16 protein-coding genes and 1 pseudogene are annotated in these 17,869 nt (G+C 43.0%); 7 read left to right on the forward strand and 10 right to left on the reverse strand.

The window, feature by feature from the left end; genetic code table 11:
* Positions 1–10 precede the first annotated feature (10 nt).
* The gene (locus VB775_RS20315; protein ID WP_281009336.1) at positions 11–892 is read left to right on the forward strand and encodes a prephenate/arogenate dehydrogenase; all 882 of its coding nucleotides are present in this window, start codon (positions 11–13) and stop codon (positions 890–892) included.
* 22 nt (positions 893–914) lie between these two features.
* Here the strand turns inward: VB775_RS20315 and VB775_RS20320 are convergent, their stop codons facing one another.
* The 4 genes from VB775_RS20320 to pyk all read right to left on the reverse strand — a co-directional run bounded on the left by VB775_RS20320 (position 915) and on the right by pyk (position 5,118).
* Positions 915–1,505, reverse strand: a complete 591-nt coding sequence (locus tag VB775_RS20320) for a Uma2 family endonuclease (protein ID WP_281009335.1) — start codon at positions 1,503–1,505, stop codon at positions 915–917.
* Between the two features lie 53 nt (positions 1,506–1,558).
* Entirely contained in the window at positions 1,559–2,029 is a 471-nt protein-coding gene (locus VB775_RS20325) for a low molecular weight protein-tyrosine-phosphatase (RefSeq protein ID WP_281009334.1), read from the reverse strand.
* Between the two features lie 111 nt (positions 2,030–2,140).
* On the reverse strand, positions 2,141–3,295 hold the full coding sequence (locus VB775_RS20330; protein ID WP_281009333.1) for an iron-containing alcohol dehydrogenase: 1,155 nt from the start codon (positions 3,293–3,295) through the stop codon (positions 2,141–2,143).
* Positions 3,296–3,345: 50 nt separating this feature from the next.
* Complete coding sequence (gene pyk / locus VB775_RS20335; RefSeq protein ID WP_190579709.1) at positions 3,346–5,118, reverse strand: pyruvate kinase; 1,773 nt, start codon at positions 5,116–5,118, stop codon at positions 3,346–3,348.
* Between the two features lie 171 nt (positions 5,119–5,289).
* On the opposite strand from pyk, the gene VB775_RS20340 reads away from it, so the two are divergent.
* Positions 5,290–6,303, forward strand: a complete 1,014-nt coding sequence (locus VB775_RS20340; RefSeq protein WP_407072984.1) for a bifunctional riboflavin kinase/FAD synthetase — start codon at positions 5,290–5,292, stop codon at positions 6,301–6,303.
* A 413-nt stretch (positions 6,304–6,716) separates the two neighbouring features.
* On the opposite strand, the gene VB775_RS20345 is transcribed toward VB775_RS20340, so the two are convergent.
* Both VB775_RS20345 and VB775_RS20350 read right to left on the reverse strand, forming a co-directional pair.
* Positions 6,717–7,496 (reverse strand): PolC-type DNA polymerase III, encoded by a 780-nt coding sequence (locus VB775_RS20345; RefSeq protein WP_281009331.1) that lies wholly within the window; start codon positions 7,494–7,496, stop codon positions 6,717–6,719.
* Positions 7,497–7,531: 35 nt separating this feature from the next.
* Positions 7,532–7,762 (reverse strand): dihydrofolate reductase family protein, encoded by a 231-nt coding sequence (locus tag VB775_RS20350; protein ID WP_281009330.1) that lies wholly within the window; start codon positions 7,760–7,762, stop codon positions 7,532–7,534.
* Between the two features lie 219 nt (positions 7,763–7,981).
* Here VB775_RS20350 and atpD point away from each other — a divergent pair, with 219 nt between their 5' ends.
* The 4 genes from atpD (at position 7,982) to VB775_RS20370 (ending at position 10,580) form a co-directional block, all read left to right on the forward strand.
* Entirely contained in the window at positions 7,982–9,415 is a 1,434-nt protein-coding gene (gene atpD / locus VB775_RS20355) for a F0F1 ATP synthase subunit beta (protein WP_190577763.1), read from the forward strand.
* Between the two features lie 118 nt (positions 9,416–9,533).
* The gene (atpC, locus tag VB775_RS20360; RefSeq protein ID WP_281009329.1) at positions 9,534–9,938 is read left to right on the forward strand and encodes an ATP synthase F1 subunit epsilon; all 405 of its coding nucleotides are present in this window, start codon (positions 9,534–9,536) and stop codon (positions 9,936–9,938) included.
* 13 nt (positions 9,939–9,951) lie between these two features.
* A complete protein-coding gene (locus tag VB775_RS20365) occupies positions 9,952–10,305 on the forward strand; it encodes a hypothetical protein (protein ID WP_281009328.1) in 354 nt (117 codons plus the stop codon).
* The gene (locus VB775_RS20370; RefSeq protein ID WP_281009327.1) at positions 10,305–10,580 is read left to right on the forward strand and encodes a hypothetical protein; all 276 of its coding nucleotides are present in this window, start codon (positions 10,305–10,307) and stop codon (positions 10,578–10,580) included. The genes VB775_RS20365 and VB775_RS20370 overlap by 1 nt, the downstream gene beginning before the upstream one ends.
* Before the next feature lie 48 nt (positions 10,581–10,628).
* Here the strand turns inward: VB775_RS20370 and VB775_RS20375 are convergent, their stop codons facing one another.
* The gene (locus tag VB775_RS20375; protein ID WP_323216922.1) at positions 10,629–11,912 is read right to left on the reverse strand and encodes an RNA polymerase sigma factor SigF; all 1,284 of its coding nucleotides are present in this window, start codon (positions 11,910–11,912) and stop codon (positions 10,629–10,631) included.
* Between the two features lie 224 nt (positions 11,913–12,136).
* The gene (gene glp, locus VB775_RS20380; protein WP_281009326.1) at positions 12,137–13,390 is read right to left on the reverse strand and encodes a gephyrin-like molybdotransferase Glp; all 1,254 of its coding nucleotides are present in this window, start codon (positions 13,388–13,390) and stop codon (positions 12,137–12,139) included.
* 58 nt (positions 13,391–13,448) lie between these two features.
* Here glp and trmD point away from each other — a divergent pair, with 58 nt between their 5' ends.
* Positions 13,449–14,120: a tRNA (guanosine(37)-N1)-methyltransferase TrmD gene (trmD, locus tag VB775_RS20385; protein WP_281009325.1), complete on the forward strand. Its 672-nt coding sequence runs from the start codon at positions 13,449–13,451 to the stop codon at positions 14,118–14,120.
* A 183-nt stretch (positions 14,121–14,303) separates the two neighbouring features.
* Here the strand turns inward: trmD and VB775_RS20390 are convergent, their stop codons facing one another.
* Positions 14,304–16,628 carry a response regulator gene (locus tag VB775_RS20390; RefSeq protein WP_281009324.1) on the reverse strand — a complete coding sequence of 775 codons (2,325 nt, stop codon included), beginning with the start codon at positions 16,626–16,628 and terminating at the stop codon, positions 14,304–14,306.
* Positions 16,629–16,769: 141 nt separating this feature from the next.
* Positions 16,770–17,744: pseudogene (locus VB775_RS20395) on the reverse strand (ATP-binding protein); the annotation flags it as partial.
* Between the last annotated feature and the right edge of the window lie 125 nt (positions 17,745–17,869).

Genomic DNA, 17,869 nt, shown 5'->3' on the forward strand with positions numbered 1-17,869 from the left:
AATATATTTTATGAACATTGGTATTGTTGGATTAGGACTAATCGGTGGTTCGCTAGGCTTAGATCTGCTCGCCTCAACGCAAGATCATAACCAAGCTCAAAATTATGTATGGGGTCTTAGCCGCAACCCTGAAACCTGCAAACAAGCAGAAGCGATCGCCGCCGTAAATATTGCTGACATAGATATTGAAAATATTCCCGATCGCATTCTTGCCCAAACAGATATCGTTGTCATCTGCACACCGATCGCCTCGATCCTGTCCACAATTGCATTAATTGCGCCAAAGTTACCCGCTAATGTCATCTTTACGGATGTTGGCTCGGTCAAAGCTGCAATTGTGGAACCTGCATCAAAAATCTGTCAGCAATTTAATCAGCAATTTGTGGGCAGTCATCCGATGGCTGGCACTGCCTTTCAAGGCATCTCAGCCGCCGAACGTAATCTATTTCAAAATCGTCCCTGTGTGGTTACGCCGAGTGATGATCTTGATGCAGTAGCAAAGGTGCGATCGCTATGGCAATCCGTGGGCATGAATATTCATGAATGTAGCCCCGAAGAACATGATCGCGCTGTAGCAATGATTAGCCATGCACCTGTAATGATTAGCGCAAGCTTAATTGCATCCTGTCAGCAAGAAGACGATGATCGCGTTTTAAAATTAGCGCAAAATTTAGCAAGTTCAGGCTTCCGTGATACTAGTCGCGTAGGTGGCGGCAATCCTGAACTGGGTCGTCTGATGGCAGAATACAATCAATCAGCAGTATTGCGATCGCTGCAAAATTATCAGCAATCTTTGCAAGCAGTGATTGGTTTAATTGAGAATAAACAATGGGAAGAACTAGAAGCTTTTTTGGCAAACACTCAGCGCGATCGCCCATTTTATATAGACTGATCTATCTGTTGTAGGATTTTCGCTAAAAGGACAAACTTTGAAATAGATCCGCTACAGGAAAAGTAAACCCATTAATAACATCCTCGCCATCTAGAAAATCGCCTCGTTTCAGAAGGCGATCGGGTTCTTGTGCGGAACGATAGACCAGCACATAATGTTGGATTGGATTGACAACCCAAACTAACCGAGTTCCATTCTCAAAATATTCTAAGATTTTGGTGTTGATTTCTTCAACCGTATTAGCAGGGGATAGGATTTCGATCGCCAAATCTGGCGCACCTTCTAAAAAGCTAGTAGGAAGTTCTGAAATTCCTTGTAAGCGCTCTTTGGTAAAGAAAGAAATATCGGGAGAGCGTTTATTGCCATTTTTCATTTTAAAAGCAGTACTCGAATCAAATAATACTCCTAGCTTTTGAGATGAGACAACCGCAAACAAAGCCGAACTCAAAACAATGGAGATATATCCATGCAATGCTCCTGAATTACCCATTACAACTAGTTCTCCGTCCACAATTTCATAATGACATGCATCATCTGGAAGAGACATAAAAGCCGCATCTGTCCAGACTTTTTTGTTTGATGTGCTTGCTGCCTCTATAACTGAAGTAGACATATATGTTGCTCCTTTTCGTTATTGATTTTGGGTTAGTAGAGCATTGCAAGAGCTTAATGACTTTTTAAAGATTTGAGTAGACCACCACAGGCATCAAACAACAGATCGATTACGTAATTAAATCCATCTGCACCGCCATAGTAAGGATCGGGAACTTCTTTATCAGTGGAGGTTTCGCAGTAGTCACACATCATCTTTACCTTGTCGGCAAATTTCCCTTGTGGATCGAGTGCGAGAATATTGCGATAGTTGTCCTTATCCATCGCCAGAATTAAATCAAATTCTCGCAAATCCATCGCCTGAAATTGTCTAGCTGAACCAACAAAATCTAAGCCGCGTTCTTTGGCTGCTGCTCGCATACGACGATCAGGTAATGCGCCCACATGCCAACCGCCTGTCCCAGCCGAATCACAAATAAATTGATCGCCTAGTCCTTCCTGCTCAATCAAATGATTCATAATATTTTCCGCAGCAGGCGATCGGCAAATATTTCCAAGGCAAACAAATAAAAGTTTTTTAGTCATATTTTATATTTCATAACTCTGCATTTATGTGTGGGTCGGCTTTGCCGACCCACACATAAATGCGTTTCAGATTTCTAAAGATGCTGCAAAGCAGCACTTTACAGAAAGAAGTTAAGCACAAAGCACTAAAATTTTCTCGACAACTTTAGGCGTAACATCCTGATTTTCGCCTAAAGCGACAAAACCACGTTTCTCAAAGCGATCGATGATTTTGGGAATTACATCTAACCCTACACCATAGTCTGAGAGATGGGTAGGAACGCCGACAGACTCAAAAAATTCGCGAGTTTTAGCGATCGCCTGATCGATACGTGAGTCTTCTGTCCCATCGACCAGACCCCAAACGCGATCGGCATATTGTAAGAGCTTTAGCCGCTTGCGATCGCGTCTAACAGTTAATGTATTAGGCAAGACGATCGCCAAAGTTTGGGCATGATCGATACCATGTAGAGCCGTTAACTCATGTCCGATCATGTGTGTAGCCCAGTCTTGAGGTACACCCACACCAATCAGTCCATTTAGCGCCATCGTCGCACACCACATCACATTTGCCCGTGCTTCGTAATTATGGAGATCTGCCAAGACCTTGGGACCTTCTTCAATCAAGGTTTTGAGGATAGACTCCGCCATTCGATCTTGCAATGGTGCATTGGCAGGATAGGTCAAATACTGTTCCATGACATGAACATAGGCATCAACAATTCCATTGCTGACCTGACGAATAGGCAAAGAGTAAGTCGTTTCAGGATCTAGCACTGAGAATTTGGGGAATACCAATGGGCTAGCAAAGAAGAGTTTCTCTTGAGTTTCCCACTTAGTTACCACAGAAGCAGTATTCATCTCAGAACCTGTGGCAGGTAAAGTCAATACTGCACCAAAGGGAATCGCCGCCTTTACGGGAGCTTGTTTGGCACAAATATCCCAAGGATCGCCATCAAAGGGAACTGCTGCGGCAATAAATTTTGTACCATCCACGACGGAGCCACCGCCAACCGCTAGCAAGAAATCAATCCCTTCAGCGCGAATCAGATCCACCGCTTTGAGTAGAGTTTCTAGATGCGGATTAGCTTCAATCCCACCAAATTCCAGAAAGTTACGACCTGCTAGGGCAGCTTTTACCTGCTCGTAAACTCCATTGCTTTTGATGCTGCCACCGCCATAGGTGATGAGGATTTTTGCATCAGAGGGGATTTCTGCGCCAATATTCGCAATTTGACCTTTGCCAAATAAAATCTTGACTGGATTGTAAAAAGCAAAATTTTCCATGACTAACTCAAAAACATTAAAGTTGATGCAAAGCATCAACTTTAATATAGCTAAAACGCTAGATCTTCTGATCGTGAGCCAGAGTAGATCATACCTTTGCTAAAGTTAACGCTTAGGGGTTCACCGTCACGAATGAAGCCTGTCGCATTTTGTACGCCAATTAAAATTGGGATACCCAACCTGCGACCAATCACCACCGCATGGGAGTCAAGGCTGGATTCTTCGGTAATTACTGCCGAGGCTTTGCGAATTACTTCGATATAGTCGGCATCGGTGCGATCGATCACCAGAATTTCGCCTTCGTTAAAGTCGCGGACATCAAGGTGATGGAAAGCAACTCTAGCCCGACCGTGAACTATGCCAGAACCGATGCTTAAACCTTTACCAACGACTGAAGAGACAAATTCGACTTTGATCAAATCGGTAGAACCTGCCACATCTTGCAGAGTACCTGCGGACATAACCACCAAGTCCCCAGCAGAGAGCAATTTCATCTCTTGAGCAAGATTAAGCGCCGCTTCAAAATTTTGTCTTGCTGATGGCAAGGATATTAAGACCATCGGCTGTACTCCCCAAACCATTTGCAAACGTCTTGCTACTTGGACATTGGGCGTAACTGCCAAAATCGGAATTGGTGGACGGAATTTGCTGACGTTACGAGCGGTAGAGCCTGTTTTGGTGAGGGTAACGATCGCCGCCGCATTTAGTTGAATCGCAATTCTACCCACTGCTTGGCTGATGGCATTAGGCACAGCGCGTCCCATGCTTTCAAGGGGCTGCATTTTTAGATCCTGTTCTCTTTCGATGCGAACTGCGATTCTTGCCATAGTTTCCACAGCCAAGATCGGATATTTACCCACCGCAGTTTCGTTAGAGAGCATCACCGCATCCGTACCATCGATGATTGCGTTGGCTACGTCAGAAATTTCCGCACGGGTTGCGCGAGGATTGCTAACCATGCTATCGAGCATTTGCGTCGCTGTAATTACGGGAATGCCGAGGCGATTGGCGGTTTTGATTAATTGTTTTTGGGCGATCGGTACATCTTCCGCAGGAATTTCTACGCCAAGATCACCACGCGCTACCATTACGCCATCGCAAACCGAGAGAATCGCTTCCATGTTGGCGATCGCTTCGTGCTTCTCGATTTTGGCTACAACACTAGCCTTACGACCTGAAGCAGCAATTAGATCTTTAACTTCCAGCACATCTTCAGGAGTACAGACAAAGCTAAGTGCTACCCAATCCACACCTTCAGACAATCCAAAGCGTAAATCCTCGCGATCTTTATCGGTCATCGCACTGACTAATAAATGCACGTTCGGAAAATTTACCCCTTTATTGTTAGAGAGCGTGCCACCAATGACTACGCGGCAATAAAGATCGCCTAATTCCACATTCACTGCTTCGACGACCATCTCCACTTTGCCGTCATCCAGCATGATTACTGCGCCGATTGGCACTTCCTCAGCAAGGGTGTCATAGGTAATGCAACTAATTTCCGAGTTACCGTCAACTTGGCGGCTGGTGAGCGTAAACTTGTCACCTTTATTTAAGGTAATTGGACCTTCTTTAAATACACCAAGGCGAATTTTAGGACCTTGCAAGTCTTGCAAAATGCCTACAGGTTGATTGAGTTCACTGGACACTTGGCGAATATTGCAAATGCTGCGATGGTGATCCGCATGAGTGCCGTGGGAAAAGTTGAGGCGAAAAGTACTTGCGCCTGCTTCAATAAGCTGGCGAATCATATCGGGGCTACTAGTCGCGGGTCCAATAGTAGCAACAATTTTTGTGCGACGAAAAGTTTCTCTAACGGTCATGGATTGTCAGCTAACGGCGAACCTCAAACATACCAGAATCTCATGACAATTCTCCAAGTTGTCATTACTCTTTGGGGCATCAAGTACTTAACTACGCTCAGCACCAAAAAATAGGAGACATGCTTCGTATATCTCCTATTTTTTGGTTTTTATTGTGTCAAAATGTTAAGCGTGAGAGTAATTTTTGACCCAAACCAAATTTCTCGTCCCACTGCGATCGCCCTCGGTAACTTTGATGGCGTACATGTGGGACATCGGCATGTGATTGTGCCTATTTTGCCGACATCTTTGCGCGATCGCTACCCAAATTTAACGAGTACCGTCGTTTCTTTTTCGCCGCATCCCCAAGAATTTTTTAATCAAAAACAGCGATCGCTACTTGCCCCCTTTGATGAGAAAGTAGCTTTGCTCAAGTCTCTTGGTGTGGAGCAATTGGTTTTGCTGCCTTTTGATGCGGATCTTGCCAAGCTAACTGCTGCCGAATTTATCCAGAAAATTTTAATTGACTCCCTCCAAGTCGAATTAATCAGCGTCGGCTTTGATTTTCACTTCGGGCAGAAACGACAAGGTAATATCACTGATTTACAAAATATTTGGGGCGATCGCCTTACGGTGATTGCAGAGCAGACGATGAGATTCGGAGAGGGAGAGCAGCCTCCTGTAAGAATCAGTAGCTCGAATATTCGCACAGCCCTAGCCCAAGGTGAAATTGATTTAGCTAATTCGCTGCTCGGTCGTCCTTATAACCTAGTAGGTAGGGTTATCCAAGGTAAGCAATTGGGGCGGACGATAGGCTTCCCCACCGCAAATTTAGAACTGCCTACACAAAAGTGTTTGCCGCGTGATGGGGTGTATGCAGTTCAAGCAACAGTCAATCATCCTGATGTAGAAACACAGTCACAAATATTAGGGGTGATGAATATTGGATTGCGTCCAACTGTAGATGGCGATCAGCGATCGGTTGAGGTGCATTTATTTAATTGGCAGGGTGATCTTTATGACCAGATGCTTAATGTAAATCTCATCAAATTTATTCGACCTGAGAGAAAGTTTGATTCACTAGATGCGCTCAAAGCTCAAATTCAGTCTGATTGTCAAACAGCACTAAACTATCTTCTCCCCTATCGTCAACAGATGGTCGGGGCTTTTCCTCGTAACTTATATGACAATGTAATACCAAGTTAAGAAATGGCGTAGCCATTTCTTAACTTGGTATTACATTGCTGGGTTGGGACTTTACAGAAATTGCCGATCAAACGAGCCACAAGAAAAAATTGAAAGATTTGCTTTGCAACGCTTTCAATTTTTTTCTTGGTTTGAATTTGAGCGCAAAGCGTTGTAATTCACAAAAGTGTTGCTACACTTTCGTGAATTGGGATAACTGATGTTACGTGGAACTCAGATGATGAATCTCTTGCTGCAAGCATGACAGGGCTGGCACGGGGGCGCAGCCCCTACCTCAATAATTTAGATTTTGTAGGGGCTGCGCCCCCGTGCCAGCCCTAGACTTAGATGATTGCAGGAATTCCATCCACGTAACATCAGGGGATAAGAGAACACTAGACAAAAGTGGCGGCGCATTGCGCCGCCACTTTTGTCTAGGTAGAGGATGGCATGATTGTCTTTGCCAATTCTTCAACTCCTCTACGTTGATACAGATTGATTTGTCTGCGATTTGAGAACCTTGATTTGATTGTCGAGTCTGTCAAAAGCTCTTCAACTTGATAAAGAGGAAGCTGTAAAATTATGGCAATGTCTTCTCCAGAAAGCCATTGTTGACCAAATAGATTCAAGATTTCTTCATCTTTAGCACTGAGTAGTTCGTTTAGTAGCTTCTCTAACAGCAACCAACAGGCGATCGCATCCGATTCGGCTCGATGGGACTTACCGACATCAAAGTTGTAGTGTTTGACTAACTTAGGTAGCGATCGCGATGGTAAATGTGGTAGTAGCAGCCTCGATAGCTTGACGGTGCAAAGTTGCTTAGGAGCAATAAATTCAATTCCAAGCCTTTGATATTCAGCTTTAAGAAAAGAGTAGTCAAACCCAATATTGTGGGCAGTCAGAATCCCTGTTTGCAGCATGGGCAAATATCTGGGCAAAATCTGATCGCTGCCATCAACATCAGTAACCATGTCCTGTGAGATACCCGTAAATCTAACGATTTGTTCAGGTATGGGGATATGAGGATTAATTAGGTCGGTAAGTATTTGTTGAATTCCATCTTTGAGCGTGGCTTGAAGAACTGAAATTTCGATAATCCGATCGCGATCGCCTTTTCCTCCTGTTGTTTCTAGGTCAACTACTGTAAACACCTCTGTACTAAGCTGGCGATAGTAGGTGAGTAATTCCGTAGAGAGATTGGCGTTAATTTTCATTGATTCTAATTAGTTAAACGGCTAATGCGTCAGTCCTAAAGCTGCATAGTACGTGAAAATACAAAACCTTGCTTATCAGGATAGGGATATTCGCCCCAAGATTGGATCTGCTCATAGGTGTTGCGTCCCATGATTAGGCGATCGCAGGTCGCATAAAAATCCTCATACTCGTAGTCCTGATCTGTAAATAGCCAGTCCACCGCTCCAGAACTACGCGCAACATAGCCATCTAAACTTGAGGCAATATACAAAATCAATTGTCCCATAGCAGAAAATCTAATCGTTTTCGGTAAACCAGCGATCTTTCGATCCCCATTAAATGATATTTTGAGAAGCGGTTAGCTTTATATGTGAGTGCAAAAAAGTTAAACTCTTAGAGTTTGATCCTATTGATATGTTGCATCTTCTTGCATCTATCTTCTTGCACGTCATTTCATTGCAAATTTTTTAGATTCTGAGTTAAGAGGCTGGAGTAAACAGCAAGCATGGTAACAACCGCAGAGAAAGTATCAGTCGGGCGCATCACCAAGATCATCGGTCCTGTGGTCGATGCCGAATTCCCCAGTGGCAAAATCCCCGAAATTTATAACGCCGTAGTCGTAACTGGACGTAACTCCGCAGGACAAGACATCAACGTCACCTGTGAAGTACAACAATTATTAGGCGATAACCAAGTTCGTGCAGTTGCAATGAGTACCACTGACGGCATCGTTAGAGGTATGGATGTAACCGATACAGGCGCACCGATTAGTGTTCCTGTTGGTCCTAACACCCTTGGTCGTATCTTCAACGTATTAGGCGAACCTATTGATGAATTAGGTCCTGTTACCACCGAAGAAAAATTCCCAATTCACCGTCCATCCCCTGCATTTACATCACTCGAAACCAAACCTAGCACTTTTGAAACGGGCATTAAGGTAATTGACCTTCTCGCACCCTATCGACGTGGTGGCAAAATTGGACTATTCGGTGGTGCTGGTGTAGGCAAAACCGTATTAATTCAAGAATTAATTAACAACATCGCCAAAAAGCACTCTGGTGTGTCGGTGTTTGGTGGTGTAGGCGAACGTACCCGCGAAGGTAATGACCTCTACAACGAAATGAAAGAATCGGGCGTACTTCAGTACCTCGCTCTTGTTTACGGTCAAATGAATGAGCCACCTGGAGCGCGTATGCGTGTTGGCTTAACCGCGTTGACCATGGCTGAATATTTCCGTGATGTCTCCAAGCAAGACGTATTGTTGTTCATCGACAATATTTTCCGCTTCACTCAAGCTGGTTCGGAAGTATCCGCGCTACTTGGTCGGATGCCATCGGCTGTAGGTTATCAACCTACTCTTGCCACCGACATGGGTGCTTTGCAAGAGCGCATTACCTCAACCACCGAAGGTTCCATCACCTCTGTACAAGCGGTGTATGTACCTGCGGATGACTTGACTGACCCAGCTCCTGCAACCACCTTTGCTCACTTGGATGCAACCACCGTGTTGTCTCGTGGCTTGGCTTCTAAGGGTATTTATCCTGCGGTTGACCCCCTCGATTCTTCCTCGACTATGTTGCAACCAGGTGTAGTTAGCGATGAGCACTACCGCGTAGCTCGTGGCGTACAAGCTATTCTTCAGCGCTACAAAGAACTGCAAGATATCATCGCCATCTTGGGCTTGGATGAACTATCTGAAGATGACAAGTTGGCTGTAGCCCGCGCCCGTAAGATTGAGCGTTTCTTGTCTCAGCCCTTCTTCGTTGCCGAAGTATTTACTGGCTCTCCTGGTAAGTATGTCACCCTCGAAGAAAGCATCAGTGGTTTCGATCGCATCCTTAAGGGTGAACTTGATGATCTTCCTGAGCAAGCTTTCTACCTCGTTGGCAACATCGAAGAAGCGATCGCTAAGGCAGAAAAGCTCAAGGCTGGTAACTAGGTGTTTTGGCTATTAGCGCTTAGCTGTTAGCTGTTAGCTTTTGAAAAGCTAAACGCTAATAGCTAACAGCTAATAGCCCAGAAGCTAATAGCTAAAAAAATAACCAACAATTTTAAAAATGACCCTAACTGTAAAAGTAATTTCCCCAGATACAACAATTCTGGATACTGCCGCAGAGGAAGTGATTTTACCTAGTTCCACAGGGCAATTGGGTATTTTGACCGATCACGCCCCTCTGATTTCGGCTCTCGAAACAGGCGTGCTACGTTTTCGCAAGGATAAAGCTTGGGCTGCGATCGCTCTTACGGGCGGTTTTGCTGAAGTCGAAGAAAACGAAGTAACTGTTTTGGTACGTAGTGGCGAATTAGGCAGCACGATCAATGCTGAAGAAGCACGCAAAAAACTTGAAGATGCGGAGCAAGCTTTGGCTGGTATTAAGGCTGAAGATAAGCAAGGCAAGATTCAAGCTGAGCAAAATTTGCGGATGGCTCGCGCTAGATTGCAAGCAACTACTCCAATCTAGTAAAAATTTTCGCTTGACGAAAATCTTTATCGAATCAAAAAAGCGATCGCCACAGGCGATCGCTTTTTTTGTTATTTGTTTGAGATTCCCAGAATCAAAAAAAAGAAATATCATTGGCTATGTTGCCATAATCAAAAGCATGACTAAACTACTGGAAAAAGCCTTTCAAGAAGCCCAAAAGCTCTCAAATAATCTTCAAGATGAAATTGCGCGGCAATTGCTGGAAGATATTCAGAATGAGTTAAATTGGCAAAAAACTTTATCTAATCCAGATATTGATCTAGGTATATTTCAACAAATGGCTCAAGCAGCTATACAGGATGATGATAGGGGTGAAACTGAATCAAAGGGTTTTGGTCAGGAATAATGAGATCCTCTAGAACCAAAGACTTTACAAAATTATTTATAAAGTTACCTCAACACATCAAAGAAACTGCCAAGAAAAACTACGAACTCTGGAAAGACAATCCCTCTCATCCGAGCCTAGAGTTTAAGGAGATTATCCATAATCAAAATATTTGGTCTATTAGAGTAGGTATTGGCTGGAGGGCTTTAGGCATAATCAAACCACAAGAAGAAAAGATCGTATGGTTTTGGATAGGTTCACACGCTGAATATGACAACATCTTAAAAAAGAAATGATAGTTAATGGTGTAAGGCAGAGCAAAGCTCTCCCTCACGCTATTTGAATTATTCAATCGGTGTAGCCAAAATCTTTTTGAGGGCAATTAAGCCTTTTTTGAGTTGTCGTGACACAGTAACAGCACTAATGCCCAGAGTCTCAGCAACTTCACGATGGGTAAACTCTTTCAAAAATACAAACTCCACCACTTCACGGGTGCGATCTTCTAGGAGATCGAGGGCTTGCTGGAGGCGAATATTATCTTCTTGGGCAAGCTGAAAACTTTGGTATTTGTGATCGGTCACCAGATCGCCTATCGATGTGGAGTTATCTTCGCTTTGATCGATGGGTGTATCTAGACTAATCGGCGATCGGTTTTGACAGGCAAGTTTAATGTCATACCACTCACTAACAGTAATGCCTAGCTCATTCGCTATCTCTTGACTTGATGGTTCCCGACCAGTCTCCGTCCGCCTATTACGAATAATTTTGCAGCCTTGGTTATAGGTGGCTAGCCACGCACGCGGCATTCTCACCGTTGGGCTTTTGTCACGTAAATAATGCTGGATTTCACCCTTGATATATGGCACGGCAAAGGAGCTAAAAGCGTTACCTTTACTCACATCAAATCTCTCGATCGCATTAATTAAACCAATTGAGCCGACCTGCATGAGGTCTTCAAAACTTTCTTGGCATTGATTTTTCCAGTGATAGGCTTCACGACGCACTAACCCAATATTTAAATTTACGAGTTTATTCCGTAGCTTGATGGTGGGATTAGCTCGATAGGCTTGCAAAATTTCCAGACTTTCTTGTTTGCGGGTGATGGTAGTTTGCGGATCAGATTCTTCAGCTTCGTGAGGTTCATTACGATTGTCAAGATATTGTCTTTGCAAAAAATTCTCTAGGTGCTGGTGAATATGAGATCGCGCAAATTCAGAAAAATTGGGATTGGTCTCAGGATTAAATTGGAGTAGGGCTTTTTTTAATCCTTGTTTACCAACTTCGAGTAATTCTCGATCGCTGGATCTGCGTTCCCCAACCCGACGATTTGAGACTCTACGCTCGTTTATGTTTGGTCGATCGCTAGATCGGCGATCGCCAATGTTTCTTTGATTAATTAATGAGATAGGTAAAGCCGCGATTGTTTCACGAATTAATCCCATGTGAATTTCAATAAGCTGTTGCTGCAAAGTATCAGAGGGAGAAATCCTATATCCTCTTAAAAGTGTGAATATATTTTCTTTAGTTAAACTACTTTCATCTAATGGCATAAGACAAACATCCTCAATGATGCCAGCAGCCAGAAAATATGCCCAATACAATAAAGGAGAACAAGGAGAACTTTGCATACATGTGCTTGATACCAATAGCTGTCAATGGCACATAGAGTTTCGTTGTCTTAGCTTGACCCAAAGCCTTGCAAGGCTTAACTAAAACCAAATGAAAATCATAGGATCTATGTCTGCATGTTCAATGTCTTTAATTGTCTGAGACAACTACAGAATTTTCATGTTATTCATAGTCCATAGATTATACCTTTAACAATGATTTAGTGCCATGATGGAAATTATGATTAGACTAACATAATCATTACTGCATCTCCCATTGGTACATAGGTTTGGTTGATATGCATTACTGCTAGGGCATTTGAACCGATCGCACTGATCAAATTTCCAGAACTATAATTCTGCACAGGTTGAAAAATAGGCTGTCCTTTTTGATAGCTTAAATCTCCCCATAAGTAGGTTTCGCGCCGCCCTTGTGAGTGTAAATCCTTCATTGTGACGGCTTTGATAAATTGTGGATACCAGTAAGTTTGATTACTTCCATTTAATTTAGCGATCGCACCACGAATAAATCGCCAAAAGCTAGTCATGGCTGACATGGGATTTCCGGGAATTCCGAAGTAAAGAACTTTATCCTCACTTTTATTCACATTAAGAGATGGAGAAATGGATGCGACGGTAAGCGGTTTCCCTGGTTTAATCGCCACTGATTGCACATAAATATCCGCTCCCATTTTTCCTAGGATTTGATCCACATAATCGTAATCACCGACAGAAACGCCGCCCGTAGAGATCACGATATCGGCTGAGGCGATCGCCTGTTGCATGATCTTTCGCAATTCAGATGGATCGTCCCCTACCGATCCAAAGGGCATAGCGATCGCCCCTACTTGATGAATTAATGCTGATAATGCATAGAGATTGGAATCAATAATTTGACCCACTTGAAGCGGCTGTGAACTGTCAAGGCTCAGCAATTCGTTGCCTGTGGAAATAATTGCTATTTTCGGTTGACGGTATACTTTTACCGTTTGACATCTTGCGGAAGCTAAAGCACCGACTTCTGTTGCGCTTAATTTGGTTCCTGCTTTGACTAGAGTTGTCCCAGCCTGAATAAATTCACCCTTGCGGCGGACATATTCACCTTGGATTGGCTTGACCTTAAGCTGTAAAAAATTATCAGTGCGTTCAGTATCTTCCTGCATGATTACCGTATCTGCACCATGCGGCAACATTCCACCCGTAAATATGCGGATACATTCACCTTGTCTTAAGGATTTAGCGATCGCTGTCCCTGCGGGAATTTCCTCAGAGGCGATCACGAGTTTTAGTTCAGGCAAATCGGCTAAGTCTGCATAACGCAAAGCATAGCCATCCATTGCTGAGTTGTCCCAATGGGGAAAGTCCATAGTGCTGTTAATGTCCTCAGCAAGAATTCGAGCGATCGCTTGCGACAAGGGCAAAATTTCACTATCGATTTCAGGATCGAAAGGTTTGACTAAATCTAAAATTATTTTTTCGGTTTCAGCGACGGACAGCATAACTACATTAAAGATAGAGGGCAGCGCGTAGCACTGCCCTCTACTATAGAATTTATTTATGCGTATAGATATTGTCACTCTCTTTCCTGAATTTTTCACTTCGCCATTGCAGACAAGTTTGCTCGGTAAGGCGATCGCCAATCAAATTGCGGAAGTACATCTCACCAATCCGAGAGATTTCACCACCGACAAGCATCATCGTGTCGATGATGAACCCTACGGCGGCGGCGTGGGCATGTTGATGAAGCCTGACCCCATCTTTGCGGCGGTGGAGTCACTACCTAGTTTACCGAAGCGAGAAATTATTTACTTGACTCCGCAAGGGGAGCCAATGAAACAGGAGATGTTTAAGGCACTAGCCAATTACGATCAACTAGTTCTCATTTGTGGCAGCTATGAAGGTGTCGATGAGCGCGTATGTGAACACTTAGTAACTCGCGAAGTTTCTCTCGGTGATTTTGTGTTGACCTGTGGTGAGATTCCTGCGCTGGCGTTGATTAATGGAGTTGTGCGGTTGCGTCCGGGGACAGTTGGGAAAGAAGACTCACTCAAGTTTGAGAGTTTTGAAGATGGATTGTTAGATTATCCACAATATACCAGACCACCCGTATTTCGTGGTTGGGAAGTTCCTGAAGTTTTGCGATCGGGCAACCATAAATTAATTGCGGAATGGAGAAAGGAACAACAAATTTTGAGAACTAAACAACGTCGTCCAGATTTATTGTGTTGACAATCCACTGCTATGCAGCCTCTGGGGTAATAAGTAGCTCACCATAAACCCTAAAACCAGAAGCTGTCCCGCCCGCGTAGCGGGCGGGACAGCTTTCTAGATTTTTAGTTTGCATACAGCGCTTTGCGACTTACCAATTCACAAAAGTGTGGACACACTTTTGTGAATTGGTATAAAAACTTCTCAAACACGCTCTAACAATGTTTGAATCATTTTAGCTAAATTCTTTAACTTAAATGGCTTAGCTAAATAATCACTGGCTCCAGCTTCTAGAAATCTTTCGCGATCGCCAGCCATTGCTAAAGCCGTCAGCGCAATAATTGGAATATCAACCAGATTTGGATCGAGACGGATCTGCCGAGTTGCTTCTAAACCGTCCATGACTGGCATTTGAATATCCATCAAAATCAGATCAGGTTTATGGGCTTTAGTAAGTGCGATCGCTTCTTTACCATCTTTTGCTAAAAGAAATCGATAACTCTTAGCTTTAAGGTAACTCGAAACCGTCATAGAATTGACTTCATCATCGTCTACGATCAATATCAGAAAATCTTGTCTGATATCTGTATAGGTGGTTGAGAGTTCAGTTTCTAAGGGCTTAACTGGTCGATTGCCTGAGCCTATTTTAGTTTGAGGGTTTGGGAGAGGCAGACAAGGTAGCAGGATTGAGAAGCAACTGCCTACGCCCAGTTCGCTAGTTAAATCTACATAGCCACCATGAAGCTCGACAATGCGCTTTACCAATGCTAGCCCCAATCCCGTTCCTTCAAATTGCCGATTTAAGGCGCTATCGATTTGAATAAAGGGCTGAAATAGTTTCTGAATATTCTCTGGCGCGATACCTATACCTGTATCGCTTATAGAAATCTGTAGATAGTCTTGTGTTGTATCTGTTTTATCTAGGACAGAAGGCTGTGTGACTTCTAAGGTGACATAACCGCCACCAGTCGGCGTAAATTTAACTGCATTATTGAGAAGATTAATTAATGCTTGACGAATACGTCGTTCATCTATTAGCAGGTTAGGGAGGTTAGGGGCAAATTTGACTGCTAATTGAATTTGTTTTTTTAAGGCTTGCTGCTGCACAAATTCTAAACTTGATTGAGCTATCGGAGAGATTGAAGCGATCGCAAAATCTAGCTCGATCTGTCCAGATTCAATTTTTGCTAAGTCCAAAATGTCGTTAATTAATTCGAGAAGATGGTTCCCGCTCCTTTCGACAGTTTGTAATGCGTCAAGTTGGCGATCATTGACTGCACCAAATATGTTGACTTGCAATAATTCCGTCATTCCTAAAATGGCATTGAGGGGAGTACGCAGTTCGTGACTCATATTTGCCAAAAAACTGTCCTTTAGTCGATGGGAATCAATTAGTTGAGTATTGGTTAGTTGCAATTGCTGCACAAGATTTTCTTGGCGTTCCATCATACTGAAGAAGGCTGTCGATAAGCGACTAATTTCATCATTGGAGCTAATTTGCTCATTGCTTTCTGTGCCTTTTACTTCGCAAGCCTCTAAAATTGGCTGCAATCGACGGTTTAGATAACGGATAAATAGCACCACAACAAAAGCCATGACGATCGCTGCCGCCAGAGTTGCACTGATGGATAGCAATAGGGCAGGATTGACAACCGTACCATAGGGGATAGATTGCAACATCACCCATTGACTACTTGGCACTCTCTCATAAACCCAAAAACTTTGAGTCGCATCTGACTCGATAATTCCTTGAGATTTCCCTTGAGCTAATTCAGATTGGACATCATTCCACATAATTTTATATGAGGACATTGATGCAATGTTTTCTAAATGAATTGCTCTGTTAGGTTCAGGTTCATAACTTAAAATCATTCCCTCTTGAGTCACAAACACTGAATATCCATCATCCTTGGAGTGACTTTTCTCATTAGAGTGACTTTTCTCATTAAGATTAAGATCTCTAATGTTAATATCACCATTCACAATTCCAATTAAATTGCCGTTGCGATCGCGGATGGGTCCCGCAAATGTCACCAATGGAACTGGATAAACTTCATTGATATATGGCTTTGACCAAAAGAACTTGTTCTCCTTGATTGCATCGGTATAATATTGCAATTCAGGATATTTATCGACTTGCCAAAGTTCTACTAAACTATAATTGGCATCTTCAGGCAGTTTAACACCTCGATTTGGTTGCGTCTCTTCGATATAAGGTCCAAACCACTGGCGATCTACTAAGCCATTTGGAGTTTGCATTATGCCAAAGCCAGTAATTAGCTTGGGGCGAACGGACATAAATGAAAGAACCATTTGGTCGTATACAGATGGCGATCGCACTCCGTTATTTTGTAAATTGATAGTTGCTACGACTAAACTTTGTAAAAAAATCTCACTGTTACGCAACTCAGCATCTACCTCTTTAACCTTGAGATCTGCGTCTGTCGTTAGATGGTATAGCTTGTCAGCTTTCACACTAAAATAAATTAGAGTCCCTAATCCAGCTAATCCGATAGTAACAGGTATCATTATTGATAAAAATAATCTTGTACCAATAGAAGAAAGCCCAAGGCCTCCTAGTTTGAGTGAATTGATAGACTTTATTTTAGATAAACTTTTTCTCATATATATCAAAGCTAGAAATATTAAGGTTAGAAAGAAACCAAAAAATTACACATTTTTCTTTGCGTTTAAAATTTGTTGAATACTAGTAGCCAATTGCTTAAGCTTTAAGGGCTTTTGTAGATATTCATTTGCTCCAGCATCCAGACATCTTTCGCGATCGCCAGCCATTGCTAAAGCCGTCAGCGCAATAATTGGAATATCAACCAGATTTGGATCGAGGCGAATTTGCTTGATTGCTTCTAGCCCATCCAAGACGGGCATTTGAATATCCATCAAAATCAAGTCAGGATGCTCAGCTTTGGCGATCGTGATCGCCTGTTGTCCATCTGTAGCAAATACAAAGCGATAGCCCTTAGCTTCGAGGTAACTGGTAAAGGTCGCAACGTTAGACTTGTTATCTTCAGCTAGCAAAATTAAGGGCGAAGTTGGGATCTTAGTTGGGTTTGGCTCTATATGAGTCTGTCCAGATAAGACATACTCAGTTTGCTCTTCGAGATCAAGAGAGTTGTTACGAAGAGGAAGCTTGAGCCCAAAGCAACTCCCAACTCCTACTTCGCTAGTCAGTTCTACGCTGCCTCCATGAAGTTCGACAAGCTTCCTGACCAAAGCCAATCCCAATCCTGTACCAGTATATTGACGATTCAACGCGCTTTCAATTTGGATAAAGGGCTGAAATAGTTTTTGGATATTCTTGGCTGAGATACCTATCCCCGTATCAATCACGGCTATCCTTAGTTGATTTGGAGTCGTGAGATTGGTCGTACTTGTATTAGATGGAACTATGGATGCTTCTAAGGTGATCGTTCCACCCTCCATTGTAAATTTAACCGCATTATTTAGTAGATTGATTAATACTTGTCGAATCCGTCTCTCATCTAACATTACTTCTGGCAAATACTTCGGTACTTTATTTATTAGTTGAATTCGTTTTGTAAGGGCTTGCTGCTTTATGAATGACAAACTAGATATGCATAGCCTTTCTATATTAGTAGCAGACAAATCTAATGTGACTTGACCAGCTTAGTGGTGCAGAAAACTCAGGAGAGTCTCAAGATGAGACAATGGTAATACGAGCAAATTCGATACGAAAATCTAACTTTTCGCGTTTGGCAATAGAAGCACAGGCAGGTGGAGGATTAGTTCTA

Source organism: Pseudanabaena sp. CCNP1317 (assembly GCF_034931345.1).
Classification (GTDB): domain Bacteria; phylum Cyanobacteriota; class Cyanobacteriia; order Pseudanabaenales; family Pseudanabaenaceae; genus Pseudanabaena; species Pseudanabaena galeata.